This window comes from Actinosynnema sp. NPDC002837, assembly GCF_040295345.1.
Lineage (GTDB): Bacteria > Actinomycetota > Actinomycetes > Mycobacteriales > Pseudonocardiaceae > Actinosynnema.
The window spans coordinates 12,240-34,013 of the sequence record NZ_JBEOVG010000018.1 but is presented as its reverse complement, the minus strand read 5'-3'; the positions used below and the strand labels follow the sequence as shown (position 1 = coordinate 34,013).

Annotated in this window: 8 protein-coding genes; 4 read left to right on the top strand and 4 right to left on the bottom strand. The window is 73.4% G+C overall.

The window, feature by feature from the left end:
• Positions 1 to 116: 116 nt before the first annotated feature.
• A complete protein-coding gene (locus ABTZ99_RS15795) occupies positions 117 to 3,086 on the top strand; it encodes a LamG-like jellyroll fold domain-containing protein (protein ID WP_498779924.1) in 2,970 nt (989 codons plus the stop codon).
• A 136-nt stretch (positions 3,087 to 3,222) separates the two neighbouring features.
• Here the strand turns inward: ABTZ99_RS15795 and ABTZ99_RS15790 are convergent, their stop codons facing one another.
• From ABTZ99_RS15790 to ABTZ99_RS15780, 3 genes are all read right to left on the bottom strand, one after another.
• Complete coding sequence (locus tag ABTZ99_RS15790) at positions 3,223 to 5,466, bottom strand: DUF8189 domain-containing protein (RefSeq protein WP_499611904.1); 2,244 nt, start codon at positions 5,464 to 5,466, stop codon at positions 3,223 to 3,225.
• Positions 5,467 to 5,477: 11 nt separating this feature from the next.
• On the bottom strand, positions 5,478 to 14,978 hold the full coding sequence (locus ABTZ99_RS15785) for an RHS repeat-associated core domain-containing protein (RefSeq protein ID WP_499611903.1): 9,501 nt from the start codon (positions 14,976 to 14,978) through the stop codon (positions 5,478 to 5,480).
• Between the two features lie 235 nt (positions 14,979 to 15,213).
• The gene (locus ABTZ99_RS15780) at positions 15,214 to 15,726 is read right to left on the bottom strand and encodes an RICIN domain-containing protein (RefSeq protein WP_499611902.1); all 513 of its coding nucleotides are present in this window, start codon (positions 15,724 to 15,726) and stop codon (positions 15,214 to 15,216) included.
• 174 nt (positions 15,727 to 15,900) lie between these two features.
• Between ABTZ99_RS15780 and ABTZ99_RS15775 the strand changes: the two genes are divergently transcribed.
• From ABTZ99_RS15775 to ABTZ99_RS15765, 3 genes are read left to right on the top strand one after another with little or no spacing between them, the layout of a single operon-like run.
• A complete protein-coding gene (locus ABTZ99_RS15775; RefSeq protein WP_499611900.1) occupies positions 15,901 to 17,106 on the top strand; it encodes a hypothetical protein in 1,206 nt (401 codons plus the stop codon).
• Positions 17,107 to 18,270 (top strand): sensor histidine kinase, encoded by a 1,164-nt coding sequence (locus tag ABTZ99_RS15770; RefSeq protein WP_499611898.1) that lies wholly within the window; start codon positions 17,107 to 17,109, stop codon positions 18,268 to 18,270.
• A gap of 2 nt (positions 18,271 to 18,272) precedes the next feature.
• Complete coding sequence (locus ABTZ99_RS15765; protein WP_498779915.1) at positions 18,273 to 18,908, top strand: response regulator; 636 nt, start codon at positions 18,273 to 18,275, stop codon at positions 18,906 to 18,908.
• Between the two features lie 37 nt (positions 18,909 to 18,945).
• On the opposite strand, the gene ABTZ99_RS15760 is transcribed toward ABTZ99_RS15765, so the two are convergent.
• Positions 18,946 to 21,774, bottom strand: coding sequence for an AfsR/SARP family transcriptional regulator (locus ABTZ99_RS15760; RefSeq protein WP_499611896.1), 2,829 nt, complete (start codon positions 21,772 to 21,774; stop codon positions 18,946 to 18,948).

The window sequence follows — 21,774 nt, the reverse complement described above, 5'->3', positions numbered from 1 at the left end:
TGTCCGCACCGCTCTCACGGGGACGGCCGGCCTGGGGGCGGCCGCCCCCGTGCCCACCGCCCGCCCTCGAAGTGGTGTGGAAGTCCGCTGGTAGTGCGGCTGCCTAGCCTGCGCCAATGAGCAGACTTCTGGGGTTTGTGCTGGTCCTGGGGTTGGTGGTGGCACCGGCACCGGCCTGGGGCAGCGGCGTCGCGGCGTCGCCGTCGTCCATCGGCGTCGAGCACGTGCTGTTCAAAGGCGGCACCGGCGGGTACGGGTGTTATCGGATCCCGGCGCTGGTGAGGACGGCGGCGGACACGTTGCTGGCGTTCGCCGAGGCCCGTGAGTCGCCCTCGTGCGGCGATCGCGGCGACATCGACCTCGTCGTGCGGCGGTCCACCAACGACGGGCGGACGTGGGGGCCGGTCCGGGTGGTGTTGAGCGGGGTTCCCGGGGACGCGGAGAGGCCGTTCACCAGGGGGAACCCCGCGCCGGTGGTGGACAGGGAGACCGGGCGCGTGTTCCTGCTGTCCACGTCGAACGAGGCCACGCCGGGTGGGGTGCGGCTGCCGTGGGTCCAGCACAGCGACGACGACGGGCTGACCTGGTCGGGCGCGCGGCAGCTCCCGGTGTCGTTCGACGGGACCACCCGGGGGTGGTTCGCCACCGGGCCGTCGCACGGCGTCCAGCTCCGGGACGGCCGGCTGGTGGTGGGCGCGCACCAGTTCGTGAACAACGCCGACTACGCCGGTGTGCTCTACAGCACCGACCACGGTGAGACGTGGCAGGCGAGCACCACGCCCGACTCGTTCGTCGAGGGGCAGGTCGTGCCCGGCGAGATGTCCGTCGCCGAACTCGCCAACGGCGACCTGTACGTGGCCGGGCGCAACGACATCGCCACCGGCCACCACCGCACCCGCGCGATCAGCACGGACGGCGGCACGACGGTGTCCCGGTCGACCCCGGTGCCCAGCCTCACCACGCCGAACGTGCAGGGCGCGGTGTTGGCGCTGCGCAACGGCACGTTGCTGTTCTCCGGCCCGTCCGACCCGGTGGACCGCGAGCTGATGCGCATCCGCTACTCGGTGGACGACGGCGCCACGTGGGGCGTGGGCGGTCTGGTCAACACCGGCCGGGCCGGGTACTCGGACCTCGCCGAGCTCGCCACGGGTGAGATCGGCCTGCTGTACGAAGGCGGCACGAACTTCTCGGCCGACGAGATCCGGTTCAACCGGTTCACCACGTACCAGGCGCACATCCCCGGCGGCACGAACCCGTCCGCGGAGGCGACGCCGACCGCCGGGCCCACGTCACCGGACACCACGCTCCAGGCCAACGACGCCTACGTGCGCGGATCGGTGAACGCCGGGCTCACCGGGCAGGCCGACGTGCCGTACTCGCGGTCGCTGGACGTCGGCGCGCAGGACTTCGCCGTCGAGACGTCGTTCCGGCACGGCGGGTCGACCGGCAACCAGGCCTTGTTCTGGGCGTTCGGTCAAGGGGCGGACACACCCCAGGTGTGGGTGCGGATCCAGTCCGGCCGCGTGCACGCCCGGGTCGAGGGGACCACCGGGACGGCCGGGGTCTCGTTGCCGGGCACCTACGCCGACAACGCCTGGCACCGGCTCTCCCTGGCCCGCGCCGGCAACCGGGTCACGCTCACCGTGGACGGCGCGTCGGCCACCGCGACGGGTGTCGGTGGAGCGGTCGCGAAGGCGCGCACCGGGTGGCGGCTCGGGTCGCGGCTGGACGGCGCGGACCCGTTCTCGGGCGTGCTCAAGGACTTCACCGTCCGCAAGGCGGGCGTCGAAGTGCTGAACCTGCCCTTCGAGGTCGTGGACGGCGCGGTCGCGCCGACCAGGGTCACGGCGCCCATCACCGACGACCTGTCCGGGCACTGCGCGGACGGCAACCTGCTCGGCGGCTACCGGGGCACGGTCGCGGGCCGGATCGGCCGCACGGCGTTGGCGGTCGACGCCACGCACCCCGGTGTGGAGACGCCGTACACGCCCGCGTTGGACGCCGGGGCGCAGGACTTCACCTTCTCGCTGTGGTTCCAGCACCAAGGCGCGGCGAACCAGGCGCTGCTGTGGGCGTACGGGGCGACGAGCGGCGCGCCGTCGGTGTGGGTGCGGGCCCAGCCCGGTCAGGACCGGCTCCTGGGGTGGGTGGAGACCGACGCGGGACACGTCGAGGTGGCGCTCGGCGACCCGTCGTCGGCGGACGCGTTCGGTGACGGCGCCTGGCACCAGTTGGTGCTGCGGCGGGTCGGCGACCGGGTCGAGCTGGGCGTCGACGGGGGTGTCCCGGCGGTGGCGACCGGGTTGACCGGGTCGGTGTCGAACACCCTCGGGGTCCGGGTCGGGTCGAAGCCGGGTGGCTCCGACGTGCTCGACGGCAAGGTGGACGACGTCCAGCTGACCGTGGCCGGGAAGCGGGTCCTGTGGTGGGGGTTCGAGCACCAGAACACGCAGGCGCACGACGTGGTCCGCACGCCGCTCGGCCCGGCCACCGCCGACACCTCCGCCCTGTGCCACCACTCCGCGGTGCGGGGCGGTGCGGGGACGACGGCCGGGGTGAACGGCCGGGCGCTGGCGTTCGACGGGGTGGACGACGCGGTGATGGTGCCGTACCAGGCGTTGGACGGTGACTTCGCCATCGACTTCCGGATGCGGTACACCGCGGGCACGGCCGACCAGGTGTTGGTGTGGGCCTACGGCGTGGGGGCGACAGAGCGCGGGCTGTGGTTGCGCGCGCAGCCCAGCCAGGGCCGGTTGCTGGCCAGGGTGCAGACCGACGCGGGGCCGACGTCGGTCGCGTCGGCGGGTGCGTTCGGGGACGGCCAGTGGCACCACGTCGTGCTGCGCCGGGTCGGCGGGACGTTGGAGCTGCTGGTCGACGGCGCGGTTCGCGGCAGTGCGGCGATCAAGGGCTCGCTGACGTACGGCGACGCGTTCGCGGTGGACGGCCTGCACTTGGGCGCCAGGCCGGACGGCGCCGACCGGTTCAAGGGCGCGTTGGACGAGTTCCGGGTCCAGCGCGGTGGCACGACGATCACGCACCTGCCGTTCGAGGTGGTGACGCCGGGCCCGTTCGCCCGGGGTTGATCACGCGGTCCGTGCTTTGAGGGCGGCGACGCCCTCTCGTGGACCAGTTGATCGAGGGCGTTCTCGCCGAGCACAGTGGCAGAACGGGCCGGGGCTTGAGTGCCCCGGCCCGTTCTGCGGTGATCAGGATCGGCGGTCAGATCCGGCGGTCGACGAACCGCGGGGTGCCGTTCGGGCTGCGGAAGGTCACCAGCCAGGATTCGCCGTTGGCGCCTGCGAAGGGGACGGCGGTCGGGTCGGTGGCCGAGAGGTCCGAGACGCCGTCGATCAGCCAGGACCACTCGCCCCACGTGTTGGAGCCCGTGGCGGTTTCCCAGACCCGGTGGATCTCGTTGTCCGACCCTCGGACCACGACGGCGACCCGGCCCAGGGCGGGGTCGAGCACGGCGGCCGGGGCGCCGGCCGGGGTCACCGCGCCGGTGCCGATCCCGGTCCAGTCGCCCGGCCACGTGCCGGCCGCGTCCTGGAGCTTGGTGACGATCGTGCCCGCCGCGCCGCGCACGAAGACCTGCAGCTGGTAGCCCGGCCGGACGACCACGGCGGGCGCGCCGGACGAGCCGGAGCCGCCCAGGTCGGTCCACGGGGACAGCGAACCGTCGTGGTAGAACTGGACGGTCTTCACGACACCGGCGCCGTCGAGGCCGAACACGCGCACGCCGTCGCGCACGGTCACGACCGTGAGACCGCCGACCAGGTTCTGGTCGCCCAGGTTCCGCCAGAACGGCACGGAGCCCTTCTGCTGGTACACCCACAGCTTGCCGTCGGCGTCGACCGCGAACTGGGCCAACGAGCCGTCGGCCAGCTTCGCCACGGTCGGCGCGGCGGCCATCGAGCCGCCGAAGTCCTTCCAGGCGCCCCACGTCACGGCGCCGGCGGCCGTCTGGGTCACCGACCAGATGTCGCCGTCACGGCGCTGCGCCGTCACCTGGATGCGCCCGTCGGACAGCTGCGCGATCGCGGGCTGCCCGCTGAACGCCTCGTTGCCCGAGATCACGGTCCACTGGATCGAGCCGAAGTTGTCCACATCGGACTGGTGGCCGTGGACGACCCGGCCCGCGTTGTCGGTGTAGGCGTACTCCAGCGTGCCGACGCGCGCGCCGGCGACCGGGGCGGCCTGGAACACCGTCGTGCGGCTGTCGGGCACCACCGGCACGGTCGGCAGCGGCTCGGCGAACCAGCCCTGGAGGTCCACGATCACGTGCATGGTGTCGGAGCTGCCGTTGCGGATGCGGATCTTGCCGTCCGTGCCGGGCTTGAGCACGATCGAGTTGGTCCGGCGGCTGATGCCGTGGTCCATCATCGTCAGCCCCGGCTCGGCCTGGCCCAGCGGCCACGCCTTGACGTAACCGGCGGCCTCCGAGGTGGTGGTGATCGACAGCAACGCGCCCGCGATGCCCCGGGTCGGCAGCCCGAACGTCCCGCCGACCTGCACGTCGAGGACGCCGTTCGCGGCCACCGGCAGGCCCGCGCCGACCGACCGCGTGTTGACCAAACGGCCGTCGTCGCCCCGGAAGCCGCTGCCCGTGGTGGCCGAGCCGGTGAAGTAGCCCTCGACGTTCAGCATGAAGTGCGCGGCGGCCGTGCCCTTGTTGGTGAAGGTCACCTTGCCGTCGGCGCTCAGCTGCACGACCGCGGCCTGCTGCGTGGTGCCGGCCACGTAGTTCAGCACGGGCCGGGTGGCCAGGCCCGACGGCGCGTAGGCCATCCAGCCCTTCGCCGACGCGCCCGGCACGGCCAGGTTCACGTACGCGGCGGACGCGCCGGCCGGGATGAGCCCGCCGGTCAGCGTCACGGTCCGGGTGCCGCCCGCCGGGATCATCCCGGTGGACACGCCGAGACCGCTGCGCGTGTCGATCGTGCGGGTGTGCGCCACCGGCACGAACCCGCCGCCGTTGGCGCCTTGCGCGGACTTGAAGTAGCCGTGCACCTCGACCACGACGTGGGCCTTGCCGGCCGCCTGGTACACCGCGACCTTGCCGTTCGCGCCGACCTTCACCGCGAAGAACGCCGACAGGTCCTCGCCCGGCCGGGCGGTGACGGCGGTCGCGTCCCCGGACCGGGCCGTGCCGTCGGGCCACAGCTCCAGCCACGTCTCGGCGGTCGGGGCGAGGATCGCCACGCGCACCATGACGGTGCCGACACCGCTGGTCGGCACGCCGCCGACGCCGAGCACCGGGAAGGTCGTCGTGGTCTGCGCACCGCGCTCGCCGGTCACACCGCCCGTGCCGTCACGGGTGTCCAGCACGTGCGCGTGACCGTTCAGCGAGACGTAGTCCCCGCCCCCGCCGGACGAGTCCGCCTGGGCCGGTGGCGCCGCCACCATCGCGAGCACTGCGGCGGCGACCGCCAGCAAGCCCACGCCGGATCTCTTGGACAACATGATTCCTCTCATCACTGCCGGTCGAAGTACCAGGCGTCCTTGACCGTGGTACCGAGACACCCGGCCACGCCGATGATCACGGCGTTCTCGGGCTTGAACTGGGCTTGGCCGCCGTTGAGGTAGACGGTCAGCCCGGTGACGACCCCGTTGACGCCCAGGCACTGCGCGAGCGCCTTGCCGGGGCTCGACCGGACGTAGCCGATGGGGTTGCGGACGAACTTGGTGCCCGCCCAGCGGCCGACGGTCTTGGAGCCCTCCCACAGGCCGCGGCCGAAGTTGGCGAGACCGCGCCCCACCGCCTGCGCACCGCGCCCCACCGCCTTCGCGCCGCCGACCACGCCGTTCTTCACCGCGGCCGCGCCCGCGCGCACCTTGGCCAACGCCTTGCCGCACTTGCCCGCGTTGTGCACGAGCACGTCCGCGTCGCCGGCCACGACCTGGAAGGTGTGCACGGTGTCGACGGTCAGGTTGTGGACGGTCCGCTGTTCCGCCCACGACCGGACGCCGACGACGGTGCCTTCCGAGAGTCGTTGCCCGGCCACGAGGTCGCCGGCCTCGACCCACCCGCCGTCGGCCCAGAACGGGTGGCCGTCGGTGGTGGTGAGGGTGGACGTGCGCCCCTCGGCCTCCACCTCCACCTCGACCAGCTGCTTCAGGCCGGTGCCGGTGATCAGGTCGGTGACGGTGAAGGCGCCGGTCCGCCCGGTCGTCGGGTCGGTGGCCGCGACCCGGTCGCCGACCCGGACGTCCTCGATCTCCTTAATCGAGCCGTCGCCCATGCGCACCGCCGTGTCGCCGGCGAAGCTGTTGGCCGCGACCAGCGAGCACGCCGCGTCCACGATCTCGTCGGCGTGCTTGGCGCCCATCCGGACGCCCTTCGCGGCACGCACCGCGCCGACCCCGTACGGACCGGCGAACAGCGACAGCGCCGACACGCCGGCCCAGACGCAGCTCTCCACGTCGCCCTCGGTGACGCACCGCTTGCCGTCGTTGTAGCCGCTGATCTCGGCGAGGCCGTTCAGCAGCGCCTTGCCCTCGGCCTTCCAGCCCTGCCACTTCGGCCACTTCCACGCGAAGCCACCGCCACCGGCGCCGGACTTGCTCGCCGCGGACGTGTTGCTCACCGGGTTGCCGGCCTTCTGCACGGCCGCGTCGTAGATCTTGTCCGTGCCGCGCTTGGCGTCGGCCACCACGTCGCGGTTCGCGCCGACCTTGCCCGCGGGCAGCTTCGGGTCGGAGGACACGGTCTTCGGCATGTTCGTCACCGGCGCGTGCGCCGCGCCCGACACGGTCCTGGGCACGTGCCGCGCCGAGTACTGCGCCGCCGCCTTGGCCTGCGCGGTGACGCGCCGCTTGCGCTCGTGCTCGGCCCGCCGGGCCGCTTCCGCCCGGGCCGCCGCGCTCGCGTCGTAGCAGGCGCCGCAGCTGCCGCCACCGCCACGACCCTTGTAGGCCGGGCCGGGCGCGTAGCTCGGGTAGGTGCCGTTCGCGCCGGACTGCTTTTTCTTCTTCTTGCCCGAGAGCCGGTCCGCCTGCTCGCGGATCGCGTAACTGAGGTCCTCGTGGTCGAAGCAGAGGTAGCACTCGTAGGGCACCACCCACTGCGACGGCGCGTCATCGTCGTCGTCGAACCAGTCCCACGGCCACGACCAGTGGCCGTCCGGGTCGACCTGGCCGACCGGGTCGCCCGCGCCGTAGGCGTAGCGGTTGGCGCGGATGCCGTCGCCGCCCTGGAACGGGATGTCGTCACGCGAGCCGAACCCGCCGGTGGCCGGGTCGTACCAGCGCGCGCCCATGTCGACCTGGCCGGTGGCCGGGTCGGTCCAGTCGCCCTGGTAGCCCAGCGGCCCGGTGTCGCCGGTCTTGGCGGTGACCTCGCCGAACGCGTCGTAGGCGGTCCGGTCGGACAGCGCCTGGCCGTCCGGTGCGAGCGCGCCGATCACGTCGCCGTGGCCGTTGGCCACCGGCACGCGCGGCGTGTCGCCGTTCTTCGTGGCCAGCAGCTCGTCACCCGGGCCGCGGGCGAACGTGGCCGTGCCGTCGGACACCACCTCGTCGTCCAGGCCCGCGTAGGTGAACGCGGCGCCGTTGCGGGTGGCGACCCGGTCCAGGGCGTCGTAGGTGAAGCTCTGGCCGGCCGCGCCCACCATCCGGTCGAAGGCGTCGAACGCGAACGGCTCGGTGTGCCCGGAGCTGGTGCGGCTCGTCATCGTGCCGCGCGGGCTGTAGGTATAGGTGTAGTCGCCGTCGGACAGCAGGCGGTTGCGCTCATCGTAGGTCGAGGTCTTGGCGCCCGCCTTGGTGCGGTTGCCGGCCGCGTCCCACTCGTACGGCGTGGTGACGCCGCCCGTGGTGGCGGTCTTCAGCCGGCCGACCGCGTCGTAGGTGTAGGTGGTCTCGACGCCGTTCTCGGTCTTGCGGGAGACCAGGTCGAGCTCGTCGCGGTGGTAGGCGACGGCCGAGATGACCTGGCCGGTCGAGCCGGTGAGCACGTCCGACTCCTGCCGGCCGTGGTCGTCGTAGCCGTAGGTGCGCGTGCGGCCCGCGCCGTAGCCGATGGTCTTCACCGCGCCGGCCGCGTCGTAGCCGTACGTCCGGGTGACGCCGGCCAGTCCCTCGGAGGCGGTGTCCAGCCGGCCCTTCAGGTAGGTGTAGGTCGCGGTGCCGGCCGCGTCGCGGCGGGTGGTCGGGTTGCCGTCGGCGTCGTAGCCGAACTCCGCCGTGCCGCCGGGACCGGACGTGGTGAGCAGGTTGCCGCGGTCGTCGTAGGTGTAGGTGTCGGAGCCCACGCGGGTCGCCCGGCCCACCACGTCGTACGTGATCTCCCTTGCGGTGGTGGGCTTCTCGGCGCCGCTGCCGGTCTCGGCGATGAGCCGGCCGACCGCGTCGTAGGTCCGGGTCCGCACGACGCCGCCGGGGGCGGTCAGCTTGACCTCGTTGCCCCGCGCGTCGTACTCGGAGGTCCACGTGCGGTCGGTCGGGTGCGCCGCGGTGGCGGGCTCGGTCACCTTCTCCGGCAGGCCCCACGCGTTGTAGGTGGTGATCGTGCGGTGCCCGCGCGGGTCGGTGTAGCGGGTCAGGTTGCCCGCGGCGTCGTAGCCGAACTCCTGCGTGACGCCTTCCGGCTCGACCTGCCGGACCAGCCGGTCGCCCGCGTCGAACTCGAAGGTGGTGGTGTTGAGCTTGGCGTCGGTGACGGTGGTCGTGTTGCCCGCCGGGTCGTGGCCGAACCTCGTGGTCCGCAGGACCGTGCCGTCGGCCTTGAGCTCCGACCGGGCCACCTGGTCGCCGAACAGGTCGAAGGCGAGGCGGGTGGTGCGGCCGAGGCCGTCGGTGACGCGCACGGCGTTGCCCGCCGCGTCGTAGCCGCGGTGCGTGGGCACGCCCGCCGGGTCGGTCTCCTTGACCAGTTGGCCGAGCGTGTCGTAGGTGAACGCGGTGGCGGCGCCGGAGGGCGCGACGGCCGAGGTCACGTTGCCGAGGTCGTCGTAGCGCTGCCACGCGGTGAACGTGCCGGTGGTCGGCTTGCGCTCGTACCGGGTCGAGGTGAGCGGGCGGTCGAGGTCGTCGTAGGTGGACTCGGTCCGCGCGCCGTCCGGCGCGGTGGTGGAGAGCACCTGGCCGGCGCGGGTGTAGGTGTAGCGCGAGACGGCACGGCCGGTGCTCGCCGGCGCGTCGTGGGTGACGACGCGGTCGAGCTGGTCGTAGGCGAACCTCGTCGCGTGGCCGCGGGCGTCGACGACCTCGGTGACGTTGCCGTTGCCGTCGTAGGACGCCTTGACGACGGGCGTGATGCCCTGGTGCGTGGGCGAGGTCGCGGTCACCACCCGGCCGAGCCGGTCGTGCTCGACGGTCGACACGGCGCCCAGCTCGTCCGCCGAGGCCACCACCTCGTCGAACGTGTTGTAGCCGGTCTTCGCGGTCGGGTTCGCGGTCGTCGGCGCGCCGCCGTCGCGCTCCACCGCCACCGCCGCGCCCGTGGCCGTGACCTGGCGGCCCAGCTCGTCGAAGCCGTAGGTGGTGGTGTTCAGGCGCGGGTCGGTGACCGAGGTCTGGTGGCCGCGCTGGTCGTAGCCGAACCGCGTGACGCGGTCGGTGGTGCCGTCGGTGACGGTCTGCTCGACCACGTTGCCCACGTCGTCGTGCCGGTAGGTGACCGTCTCCGGGGTCGCGGACACCTCCCACGGCACGTTGGACGCCTTGCCGCCGGTGACCGTGCGGGTGACGTTGTCGCCGCCGTCGTAGGAGTAGGTGGTGGTGCGGCGCAGGCCGGTCGGGTCGACCACGACCGTCGCCACCCGGCCGAGCCGGTCGTGGGTGTGCTCGGTGACGGACCTGCCGTTGGCGGTGACCTTGCGGGTCAGGTTGCCCGCGCCGTCGTAGGTGTTGTCCTCCAGCACGAAGTCGCGCTTGCTGCCGTCGGGGTTGTGGAAGTCCTTGAGCACCTTGCGGCGCAGCAGGCCGTCACCCCAGTACTGGAACTCCGTGCGGCGACCCATCGCGTCGGTCCGACTGGCGAGCCGGCCCGCGAAGTCGTAGGACAGCGACGTGACCAGCAGGTACCCGTTGGCCGGCGCGGGCACGCCCGCCGGGTCGCTGCGCCAGTCGCGCAGCCGCACCTCGGCGAGGTCGCCGCGGCTGGTGTAGGCGAAGTCGAACCGGTTGCCGTTCGGGTCGGTCTCGGAGGTCCGGTGGCCGAACGCGTCGTGCTCGTAGGACGTCTCGCCGCCCTCGGCGTCGGTCTCGCGGGAGAGGCGGTTGTGCTGGTCGTAGTCGTAGGTGGTGACGCGGGCCGGGTCGTTGCCCTGGGTGTCGGCCTGCTCGACCCGGGTGGTGTTGCCGTCGGCGTCGAACGTGTTCGTGGTCCGGAGCTGGTGCTTCTCGCCGGTGACGGCGTCCGTGGTGATCGGGCCGGTGGTGGTCCGGAGCCTCGACATGGCGTCGTAGGTGAACGTGGTGACGACACCGGCGGGGAAGCTGTCGGAGATCGTCCTGACCGTGGCGCGGCGGCCCAGGTCGTCGTAGGTGTACTCGGTGACGAGGCCGTTCGGCTCGGTCACGCGGGCCAGGTCGCCGTTGTTGTAGTAGGCGTACCGGGTCGTCTTGCCGCGTGCGTCCGTTGTGGACGCGAGCAGCGCCGCGGGCGGTGAGCCGCCGTTGACGGCGGCCTCCGCGCCGTTGGTGTAGGTGTGCTTGACGAAGCTGCCGTCCGGCGCGGTCTCCTGGAGGACCTGGCCGGTCGGGTGGTAGCTGAACGTGGTGCGGTAGGTGGTGTCGGTCGCGCTCGCCGAGCGGCCGTCGCGAGACTCCAGCGGCAGGAAGTTGCGCGGGTCGTACTCGTCGGTGACGGTCGTCGGGTAGGTCTCGTAGGTGGTGTGGCACTCGGTGGCGGTGCGGCAGGTCTTCGTCGAGGTGATGTTGCCGCGCGCGTCGTAGCCGAGGGTGACCGTGTCGCCGTTCTCGTCGGTGACGACGGTGATCCGGCCGCTGTCGTCGTAGGAGTACGAGCGGATGCTCATGCCCTCCGCGCCGTAGCGGACGAACACCGGGCCGCCGGAGCTGTCCGGGATCGTGGTGCAGAACGACGGGTCGTTGGGGTCGGGCTTGCTGCACGTCTCCGCGGGCGGCGTGGGTGTGGTGGTCGGCTCGCCAGGTCGGTCCTCGGAACGTGCCTCCAGGCCCAGCGGGCGGCCCAGGCGCAGCAGCCAGCCGCCCAGGGCGTCGTACTCGTACAGGCTCGGCCGGTTCGCCGGGTCCAGCACCTCGACCGTGCGGCGCAGGTCGTCGTCACCGCCGTAGACCGCGGGCGGGCCGACGCGCCACGTGCCGCCGTTGTCGTCGGTGTGCTCCTTCACCCGGTCGCGGGTGGTGTCGTAGGTGATCGCGGAGGCGACCTTGCCGCTGGGCAGGGTGATCTTCGACAGCAGGTCGGCCTGGTTGTTGGCGTTGCGGTGCGCGGTGGTGGTCTGCGGGCCGACCGGACCGGAGTACACCGCCACCTCGTCGATCACGCCCGCGAAGTGGCGCTGCGGCGTCGTGCCCCAGGCGGGCCACGTGCCGGTCGCGTGGGCCGCGCCGATCTGGTTGAACGTCAGCTTCTCGTGGTCGATCTGCTTGCCGGTGAGCTCGCCGACCTTCGCCCCGTCGAGGAACAACGTCTGCGTGGTGCCCATGGAGCTGAGCACGACGTGGTGCCACTTGCCGTCGTTGACCAGGACGCCGCTGGTGATCGGGCTGATCGCGCCGACGCCGAACTGGCCGCGCAGCTTGCCGTCCGTGCCGACGTACAGGATCGGGACGCCGGTGGTGGACGTGCTGCCGAGCGCCTTGTCCTGGTAGCCGAGCAGCGGACCGCCCGAGCCCGTGACCGAGGACTTGAACCACAGCTCGACCGCGCCGTCACGGCTCTTCTTCAGGGTGCCCTTGGGGAGGTCGACGGCGGAAGTGGTGCCGTTGAAGGAGGCGGCGGTGTCGGTGGCGTTGATGCCCGGGGTGTTGAGGGTGACGTTCTTGTACGTGCCCACGTCCTTGCCGAGGTTGACGGCCACCTCGCCGGCGGCGGCCGTGCCCTCGGGTTCGCCGAGCCGCCAGTACGACTCGGGGCGCGAGTCGAGGACCGCGGTGCGGTAGTGGGAGCCGGTGGTGTGCTCGTAGGTGGTGCAGGCGGTGCCCGCGCACACCTTGGTGAGCAGGTCGCCGGTGTAGGTGTAGCTCCACGTCGTCTGGTCGGCCTTGACGGCGGTGACGCGGTTGCCGGTCCAGGTGAACGCGAGGTGGCGGCCGGCGGTGTTGGTCTGGCTGTTGGACACCTGGGCCTTCTGCAGCTTGCCCGTGGTGGTGTCGTAGGTCAGCACGACCGCGCGGTTGGCGCTGTCGGTGATCCGGGTGAGCCTGCCGTTGAGGGAGAACTGGTAGGTGGTGCCGGAGAGGTCGAGCAGCCGCCACGCGGTCGTGTCGACGGTGAGCCTCGCCTGGCGGCCGAACGGCGCGGCGAACGTGCCGTCGGCGTTGCGGCCGAACCGGACCTGCTGACCGTCGGGGTAGGTGATCACGACGTTGCCGGAGCCGTCGTCGTCCGGGACGAGCTTCATGTCGTAGCGGGTGGACCAGCCGGCGCCGAAGATGCCGTCCCGGCGGGGGTCGAGGCTGTTGTAGGTGCGGACCACGCGCAGCTCCGGGCCGACCGTGGTGACCGAGGCGTCGACGGCGGCGGTGGAGTAGTTGCCCGTCTGCGGGTCGAACTCCTGGTCCTTGGTGCCGTACGGGCCGCCCGCGAGGCGCGAGGTGATCTCCGGCTGCGGGACGCTGGTGAGGATCGTGGAGTACGGCGAGATGATCTCGTTGGTGGCGTCCTTGACGTACGCGCGCCAGTCGTAGGCCTTGCTCCACCTGAGCGTGCCGGTGGGGACGGTCCAGGCGGTCTTGGCCTGGTACCCGGAGTTCACGCAATTGACCGGCTTGCCGGCGGCGTCGCGCTCGCAGACCTCGAACTTGAACTGCATGGTGACGCTCGGCGGCGCGTCGACGTCCAGCGCCCGTGCCCACAGCTGCGGGGTGAGGGTGGGCGTCTGGTAGCCGTTCGGCGGGTGCAGCTCCTGCACCACCGGCGGGATGTCGAAGACCTCGAGGACGATCCGGCCGGGCGGGACCTGGTGGTCGGTGAACACCGGGCCGCCGGTCTTGACCATGGTGAAGTCGAGGAAGTACTTGCCCGGCGGGAGGGCCTTGACGGTGGCGTCGAGGGTGACGCGCTGGTTGCGGGCGACCGTGGCGGTGAGGTTGGCGGAGCGCTGCTGGACGACCGACGCGCCGGTCTTGGCGTTGTACGCGCGGTAGGCCAGGTAGTAGTCGCCGGGCGCCCAGGCCGAGGCGCTCTTGTTCGTGACCGCGATCTTGACCTTGCCGTCCTGGTTCTGCAGGACGGGCGGCTTCGGCACCGGGTCGGCCAGCGCGTACGTCGCGTTGTACGGGCTGTGGGTGACGTAGAGGCGTGGCGGGTTGGCGGTGGCGGGGCCGGTGAACTTCTTGCCGGAGCCGTCGCCGCTCGCGCGCAGGGAGAGGCCGTGGTTGGCCTGCGCGCCGTCGACCCACTTCTGCACCAGGTCTCGTCCGCCGCCGCCGAGGTTGATCAGCTCGCCCGCCGTGGGGCAGTTGGAGGACGACTGGCCGAACGCGATGTGGCCGTGGGCGAAGGAGCGCTCGGCGAGCCGGCCGCCGGTGCTCGGACCGGGGAAGTCGACGTCGTCGCTGGAGGCCCAGCTCTGGGTGACCGGGTGGACGGTGACGGTGCGGGGCTTGCACGAGTCGGCGTCGTAGTTCACCAGCCAGAGCTGGGCGCCGAAGATCGTGTGGTGGCGGAGCTTGTCGACCAGGCCGCCGAAGCGGAGGTAGGAGGCGGCGTTCGGGCCGACCAGCAGGGTGTTGCCGCCGGGGGACGACGAGGTGCCGTTGACGTAGAGGCTGCTGTCGGCGGCCTCGCCGGTGACGGGGAGCTGGACGGTCGGGTCGACGGCCACCGGGTAGGCCGCCTGGCCCAGCCACCGCGCGTCCAGGGTGATCTGGAGGGCTTGGCGGCCGTCGTGGCTGGTCAGGGCGTAGGTGACGGCGGTGGACCGGGCGCCGTTGGCGTCGACCATGTCACCGGGCGGGATCACGGCGCGGGTCGTGTTGCCCTCGTCCTTGAGCAGGACCTGGTTGTGCTCGACGTGCGCGGTGAGGTTCTTGAGGGTGAGCGGGAACGTGAAGGTGGTGGCGCCGGGGCGGGTGAGGACCAGGGTCTCCTTCACGCCGCCCGGCTGCGACTCCAGCTCCAGGTCCACGCCGGGCTGGACCTCGGTGTAGGTGGCCGTGCTGCCGTTCGCGGCGCCGTCGACCTTGTTGGACCCGGCCAGGCCGTAGGAGACCTCGTGGTCGGCATCGACGGTGAGGGTGGTGAGGCGCTCGGCGTCGGCTCGACGGGCCAGGCGGACGTCCACCTCGTCGGCGGCGTTGTGCCAGCCCTGGTCCGTCGCGACCAGCTCGGTCCGGATGGGCTTCCACTCGTCGCCGTCGCGGTAGTTGAGCGCGCCGGCGGAGAACTCGGTGGTCTCGGTGCCGTCCCGGTTCGTGTAGACCTTCTCGTGCTTGGTGCGCGCCTCGGGCTTCTCCTGGCTCTTGCCCTCTTCGAAGCCCTTGGTCTCGGTGGCGGGCGGCGCCTCCACCGACGCGGTGTTGTGCGGTTGGACGTCCCACTGGACCTTCGGGTAGCGGGATCTCAGCGTGTCGGGGACGGTGTCGTTGCCGGGTGCGCCCGCGAGGTGGTCCGGGTCGGACCGGGCCTCACCCCACCGCTGCCCCGGTCCCGGCGTCGACGACTTGTCCGCCGCGTAGGTCTCCGACCGCCCCCACCCGTCGACCGCGTCCCCGCCGCTGGTCGCGGTGACCGCCAGCACCAGGACGACGGCGACCACCTTGGCCGGGCCGAACGCCCACAGCGCTCCGAGCAGCCCGGCTTTGCGCACACGCGACGACATACCGCTCCCCCAGTCGACTGAGCAGGCCGTCGCGGACGCTAAGCACCTTCACTTCCACCTCACTTCCGTTCGGCTTCCAGCCCATCGCGCGAGCGTGGGCCGGTGGGTGCGGAGCTCACGCGATGCTGTGGGGGTGCGGGCCGGTGTCGAGGACGTCGGCGCGCACGTCCGCGGCGGCCGCGGGACGGGCCACGAACAGGCCCGCCACCGCGGCCGCCGGACGACGCCGAGCGGATCAAGCCAGCCGCCACAGCTGGACGGCGGCGCCGTTGCAGTGCCACTGCTGGATGGTCGTGCCCGGCGGCAGGCTCCAGTCCCGGTTGTCCAGGCAGAGCCCGCTCTGGCGGTTGCGCAGCTGGAGCGAGTTCGGCGCGACGTGGGTCACCTGCCACTGCTGCATCCAGCCGCCCCAGCAACCCCATTGGTGGACCCCCGTGCCGGGGGTGTTGTCCGGCACGTCGAGGCACCGCCCGCTGTTGTCGTTGCGCAGCCGGTAGTAGGTCATGCCCGGCAGGGATTCGACGACCTCCAGGTGCCACCGCTCCGGCGGGCCGCCGTAGCAGTCCCATTGCTGCACGCGCGCGCCGTCGTCGAGGCTGCCGTAGGCGACGTCCAGGCAGAGGTTGCTGTAGCCGTTGATGAACAGGTAGGGGTTGGTCGGCGCGGCTGCCGCCGACGGCGCGGCGAACAGGCCCGCGCCGAGCAGCGCGGCCGCGACCAGGACCATGACCCGTCTGACGTTGAGCATTTCCCCTCGATTCGTCCGATGTGGTTCCGCGTTCAGATGGTGGCGTTCTCCCGGCCCGCCGGTAAGCGCCCGTGATCGCCCACGGCCCGGTGGGTGGAGTTGCCCACTTCGGCTGCGCCGTGCGGCCGACCGGGCGAGTGCGGCCGGGTGGCCGGCACCGCCAGACTTGGCGGCGTGGGGGCGATCGGCGCGTCGGGCGGTGGGCACCGGGTGCTCGCGGAGATCCTCGGCGCGCAACTCGCGTGGTGGCAGCTCGGTTTCGCGCTGCGCCGGACGGTGCTGCGGGACGCCCGTCTGGGTCGCCGGTCGGTCGACCCGGACGTGTGGGACATCGGCGTCGGCTGGGCGTGGCAGTGGCTGGCCGCGCCGCGCTGGTGGCGGCTGGCCCGGGACCTCGGCACGACCACGCTGGCCGTGGTGTGCACGGTCGGCCTCGTCCACGTGATGGCGGAGGCCGACGGCGTGGTCGCGACCAGCGCCGCGGTGGCCGGGTGGGCGCCGACGGCGACGTGGTGGCTGCGCCGGCAGGGACGGCACGCCCGGCTGCTCGTGCGGCTGCTCCCCGATCCCGCGGCCGGGGGCCGGGCCGAGCGGACGTCCCTGCCGTGGCGGGTGAGCCGGGCCCTGGTGGCGTTGCTCGCGGTGGGCGCGGCGGCCGTGATGATGGCGGTCGCCATCGGCTACGAGCGCTCGATCGGGCTCGCCTGCCCCCGCTTCGCGGTGGACGCGTCGGTGCTCGAGTGGTGGGAGCGCGACCCGGTGGGCTGCCCGGCCGGCGACACCCTCGTCGACGCCGCCGGCCTGCGCTACACGCCGTGGGTCGTGCGGGACCAGCGGGGCGGGTTCGGCCAGGACTACGTCGTGTACGAGCGACCGGACGCGAAGCCGGCGGTGATCCTGGCCGCCGTCTTCGCCGTCTGGGCGGCCGACGGCGGACCCGCCGGACGGCTCGGCCACCCGCGCGACGGCGGCACCGAAGACACCCTGGCCTACCAGAACTTCGACGGCGGCGCGATCGTGCTGCGCAGCGGCGGCACGCCGCAGGTGCGCCCGGGCGAGCGCCACTCCACCGTCCGCGACCTGGGCAGCCCGTGCCCGCCGCTCGACCGGCCCTGCATCACCACCGTCGACGCCGGGCCGGACGGGATCCGGGTCGGCTGGAGCTACGGCGCGGCCGACGCGTTCAACGTCGCCTGGTGGCCGGACGGCTCGACGCCCGGCGCCGCCGTCCAGCGCGAAGCCGCCGGGTACGAGTACACGGTGCCCGCACCGCCGCCGGGCGGCGCGTACGTGGTCGAGGTCGCAGCCTGCCGCAAGCAGTTCCTGCGCCGGTCCACGTGCACCTGGCCGTCCGCGCGGGTGATCGTGCGGGCCGGCTAGATGACCGCCGACGCCGCCGGGCACCCCGCGCCGATGCTGCTGGTGCTGACGTTGCGCTGGCTGGCGTTCGGGTGGATGTTGGTGGTGGCGTTGCTCAGCGGGCAGATCCAGCGGCCGGTCGAGGCCGGTCTCGCCCTGCTCGCCGCGGGCTGCTGGACGCTCTGGCTCACGGTCGCCGCCGTCCGGCGGATCGGGCGGGTGCTGGCCGTCGACCTGGGGGTGGCGATGGCGCTGGTCGTGGCGTCCGGCTACGTGCACCCGCCGCACGCGCTGCTGACCAACCACCCGACGTTCACCGGCGCCTACCCGGCCGCGGCGGTCGCGGCGTGCGCGGTCGTCCACCGGCTCCGGGGCGGGATCGCCGCGGGCGCGGTGCTCGGCCTGACCCTGCCGGTCGCCTACGCCGCCAATGGCGTCACGCCGGCGGGGCTGTCGTTCCTCCAGGTGTTGACCATGACCGGCTGGGGCCTGTCCTACGTGCTGCTCGGCGGCGTGATCGGCGCGGTGGCCGGGCAGGTCGACCTGCTGCACCGGCAGGCGGTCCGCAGCGGCGAGCAGGCCGCGCGGACCACCGAACGGGAGCGGCTCGCCGCCCGGATCCACGACGATGTGCTCCAGGACCTCGGCCGGCTGCGGGCCCGGATCGGCGACTTGGGCGCCGGGCCGGCGCTCGCCGCCGTGGCGGAGGGGATCGCCCGGCAGGAAGCGGCGCTGCGCGGCCTCGCGCGCTCGGACCCGGGCCCGGCCCCGCCCGGACCGAACGCCACGGCGTCGTTGCGCGACCGGTTGGCCGAACTCGCCGGGCGGCACGGGGAACTGCCGGTGCGCCTGGTCGCCAGCGGTCCCGTCCGGTTGCCGCCGGACGTGGTGGAGGAGATCGTGGCGGCGGTCCGGGAACTGCTCACCAACGTCGACAAGCACGCCAGGGCGCACCGCGTCTGGCTGACCGTGCTGCACGAGCGCCGGCACGTCACGGTGACCGTCCGCGACAACGGGGTGGGCTTCGCGCCCGACCTCGACACCGGCGGGCTGGGCCTGCGGGTGTCCGTCGGGGCCAGGGTCGAGCGGCTGGCCGGGCAGGTCCGGATCCGCAGCAGCCCCGGTCACGGCACCGAGGTGGAGCTGCGCGTGCCGACCCGTCCGGCCCTGACCAGGGAGGTGTGACCGTGGCGCCGGTTCGGGTCCTCGTCGTGGACGACCACCCCGTCACCCGGGACGGCGTCCGCGCCGGCCTCGATCGCGACGGCCGGGCCGAGGTCGTGGGCGAGGCCGCCGACGCGGCGACGGCGTGCCTGCTGGCCGACCGGCTGCGGCCGGACGTGGCCCTGGTGGACCTGCGGCTCGACAGCCGGGTCGGGCGCCCCGCCGGGCACGGCCTCGACGTGATCCGGCACCTGCGCCGGCAGTGGCCCGACGTGCGGATCCTCGTGCTGTCCCAAGCGGATCCGCACGACGTGCTGCCCGCGATCCGGGCCGGCGCGCACGGCTGGATCACCAAGGCCGCCACCGCCGCCGAACTCGGTGACGCGGTCGCGGCCGTGCTCGGCGCACCCGTGATCCCCGCCGAACTCGCCGCCCACCTGGTCGGCGAGCTGCACCGCGGGACCCCGCACCTCACCAACCGGGAGCAGGACGTGCTGCGGTGCCTGGCGAAGGGCTACGACAACCGCGAGATCGCCGAAGAGCTCGCCGTCGCCCTGCGCACCGTCAACCGCCACCTGGAGAACATCCGCGGCAAGCTCGGCCGCCACCGCCGGTCCGAGCTGATCCGCATCGCCCGCGGCCTGCACGGCGAGCACTAGCTCTGCTCTGTCCTGTGAGGTGACGCTGCCGGCGGGGTCAGCCCTCCCGGCACCGCGGCAGCGCAGCCGCCCGGTCGTGGGCGGACACCGTGGCGCTCAAGGCGGTCAGGGCCTCGGCCAGCTGCCACGGCGAGCACCAGCGACGGGCCAGCGTCACGGCCTGGCGGTGGTGGACCTCCGCGTCACGGTGGCGGCCGGCGGCCGATTCGGCGTTGCCCAGGGCGATGAGGGCACCGACCTCGGTCTCGCGGTTGTCCTCACGGCGGGCGACGGCCAGCGCCTCGGTGGCGTGGGACAGGGCGTGGTCGAGGTCGCCGGAGTCGGTGGCGATCAGGCTCAGCCCGGTCAACGCCGACGCCTCGCCGTAGCGGTTGCCCAGGTGACGGTGCAGCGCGCACGCCGCCATCAGGTGCTCACGCGCCCCCGACAGGTCGCCGCACGACCGCAGCACGTACCCCAGGTTCACCCGCGCCACGGCCTCACCCCACTGCGAGCCGTCCTCGACGCTGATGGCCAGCGCGCGGTCCAGGTGCGCCAGCGCCCGGTCCAGCCGACCGGACTGGCGTTCGGCGAAACCCAGGTTGTTCAACGCCATCATCCGGTCGGTCCGCGTCCCGGCGTCCAACGACCGGGTGAACAGATCACTCGCCTCGGTGAACCGGCCCGCCGCCAGCAGCGCGATGCCCAGGCTGTTCGCGGTCGCCGCCTCGCCCTCCGGCCAGTCGGCCTCGCGGTGCGCCAGCAACGCCGCCTCCAGGTGCCGGATCGCCTCGTCGCGCCGCCCGAGGTGCACGCACGCCGCGCCGATCCCCTGCCGCATCAACGCCTCCACGCGCGGCACGCCGCGGGCCGCCGCCAGCACCGGGAACGCGACGTCCAGCCACTCCGCCCGCAGCCCCCGGTGCAGGAACACCGACCGGATCGCGTCCGCCAGGTACCACGCCGTCGGGTGCGGACCGCGCACGGCGGCGTGCCGCAGCACGGCCGTCAGGTTGTCGTGCTCCGCCTCCAACCACGCCACGGCCTCGGCGGACGACGCGAAGTCCACCTCGAACTCCGGGTCGGCCTCACGCGGCAGCCGCAGCGGGTGGCGGCTGAAGTGCCGGTCCACCGCGTCCACCGCCGCCACGCAGAACCCCACCAGCCGGTCCCACGCCCCCTCCTCCCCGCCCAACGTGCGCGCGTAGTCGCGCACCAGGTCGTGGAACCGGAACCGGCCCGGCCCGTGCCGCTCCACCAGGTGCGCGGCGGCCAACCCGTGCAGCAGCCGAGCGGCCTCGGCCGGCGGCACGTCCAGCAACGCCGCGGCCTCGCGTGGCGTGAAGTCGGCGCCCGGCACGAGGCCGAGCAGCCGGAACAGCCGCTGGGAGCCGGGCGTCAACGCCGCGTACGACACGCCGAACGCCCGGGTCAGCAGGCTCTCGTCGGCGCCGTCCACGGTCAGCCCGGTCAACGGGTCGGCCCGCAGCTCGGCCACCAGGTCGTCGACCCGGACCTGCGGCCCCAGGTTCGCCGCGGCGATGCGCAACGCGAGCGGCAGGTGGCCGCACAGGCGCGCCAGCTCGTCGAGCGAGTCGGAGGACTCGACGCCCAGGACCCCGGTCAGCAGGGCTCGGGAGTCCGCGGCGGGCAGCACGGACAGCGGCAGCGACCGCGCGCCGGTCCGCGCGACCAGGTCGCCCAGCCGGTGCCGACTGGTCACCAGCACCATCCCGGACGGCGGCAGCAGCGGCGCGACCTGGTCCCCGTCGCGCGCGTTGTCCAGCAGCACCAGCACGTCCCGGTCCGCCAGCGCGGTCCGGTACAGCGCGGCCAGCTCGTCCACCCCGGACGGCAGCCGCTGCCGCCCCAGCGCGCGCAGCAGCTGCGCCAGGGCCGCGGCGGGCGGCACGGGCTCGTGGTCGGCGTCGAACCCCCGCAGGTCCACGTACAGCTGCCCGTCCGGGAACCGGTCCCGGGCCCGCCGCGCCCAGCGCACCGCCAACGCCGTCTTCCCGACCCCCGCCGCGCCGGTGATCACCCAGATCCCGGCGTCGTCCAACCGCGCCAGCTCCGCGTGCCGCCCGGCGAACCCGCGCACGTCGTGCGGCAGCTGGGCGGGACGCGCCACCGGCGCGGGCGCCGACTCCTCGCCCTGCAACACCTGGACGTGCAGCTCCTGCAGTGCGCGCCCCGGTTCGATGCCCAGCTCGGCGGTGAACCGCCGCCGGGTCTCCGCGTACGCCGCCAGCGCCTCGGACGTGCGGCCCGACCGGTGCAGGGCGAGCATCAACGCGGCTTGGAGCCGTTCCCGGAACGGGTGCTCGTCGCCCGCCCGGCGCAGCTCGCCGATCACGGCCGCGTGCCGACCGGCGCGCAGCTCGGCGTCGAACAGGTCCTCCACGGCGGCCAGCCGCCGTTCGTCGAGCGAGCGGCCCTCCCGGTCCTGCAACGCCTCGGTCACCCCGCCGAGCACGGGGCCCTCCCACAGCGCCAGCGCGTCCCGCAGCCGGGCGACCCCCGCGTCCACCCGCCCCTCGGCCAGGTCGACGCGGGCCGCCGTGACGGCGTCGCAGAACACCTGGACGTCCAGCTGCCCCGGCGCCACCTCGATCAGGTAGCCGGGCGAGCGGCGCACGATCGCGGACCGGCCGAGGAGCTTGCGCAGCTCCCAGATCCGCACCTGGAGCTGGCCGCGCGCGCTGGTGGGCGGTTCGCCGTCCCAGACGAGCCCGATCAGCCGCTCCTCGGAGACCACGCGGTTGGCGTTGAGCAGCAGGGCGGCGAGCACCGCGCGCTGCTTGGGCCCGCCGAGCCGCACCGGTTCGCCGTCGAGGTGCGCCGCCACCGGGCCCAACAACCGGTAGCGCACTCCGCCCTCGCCCAC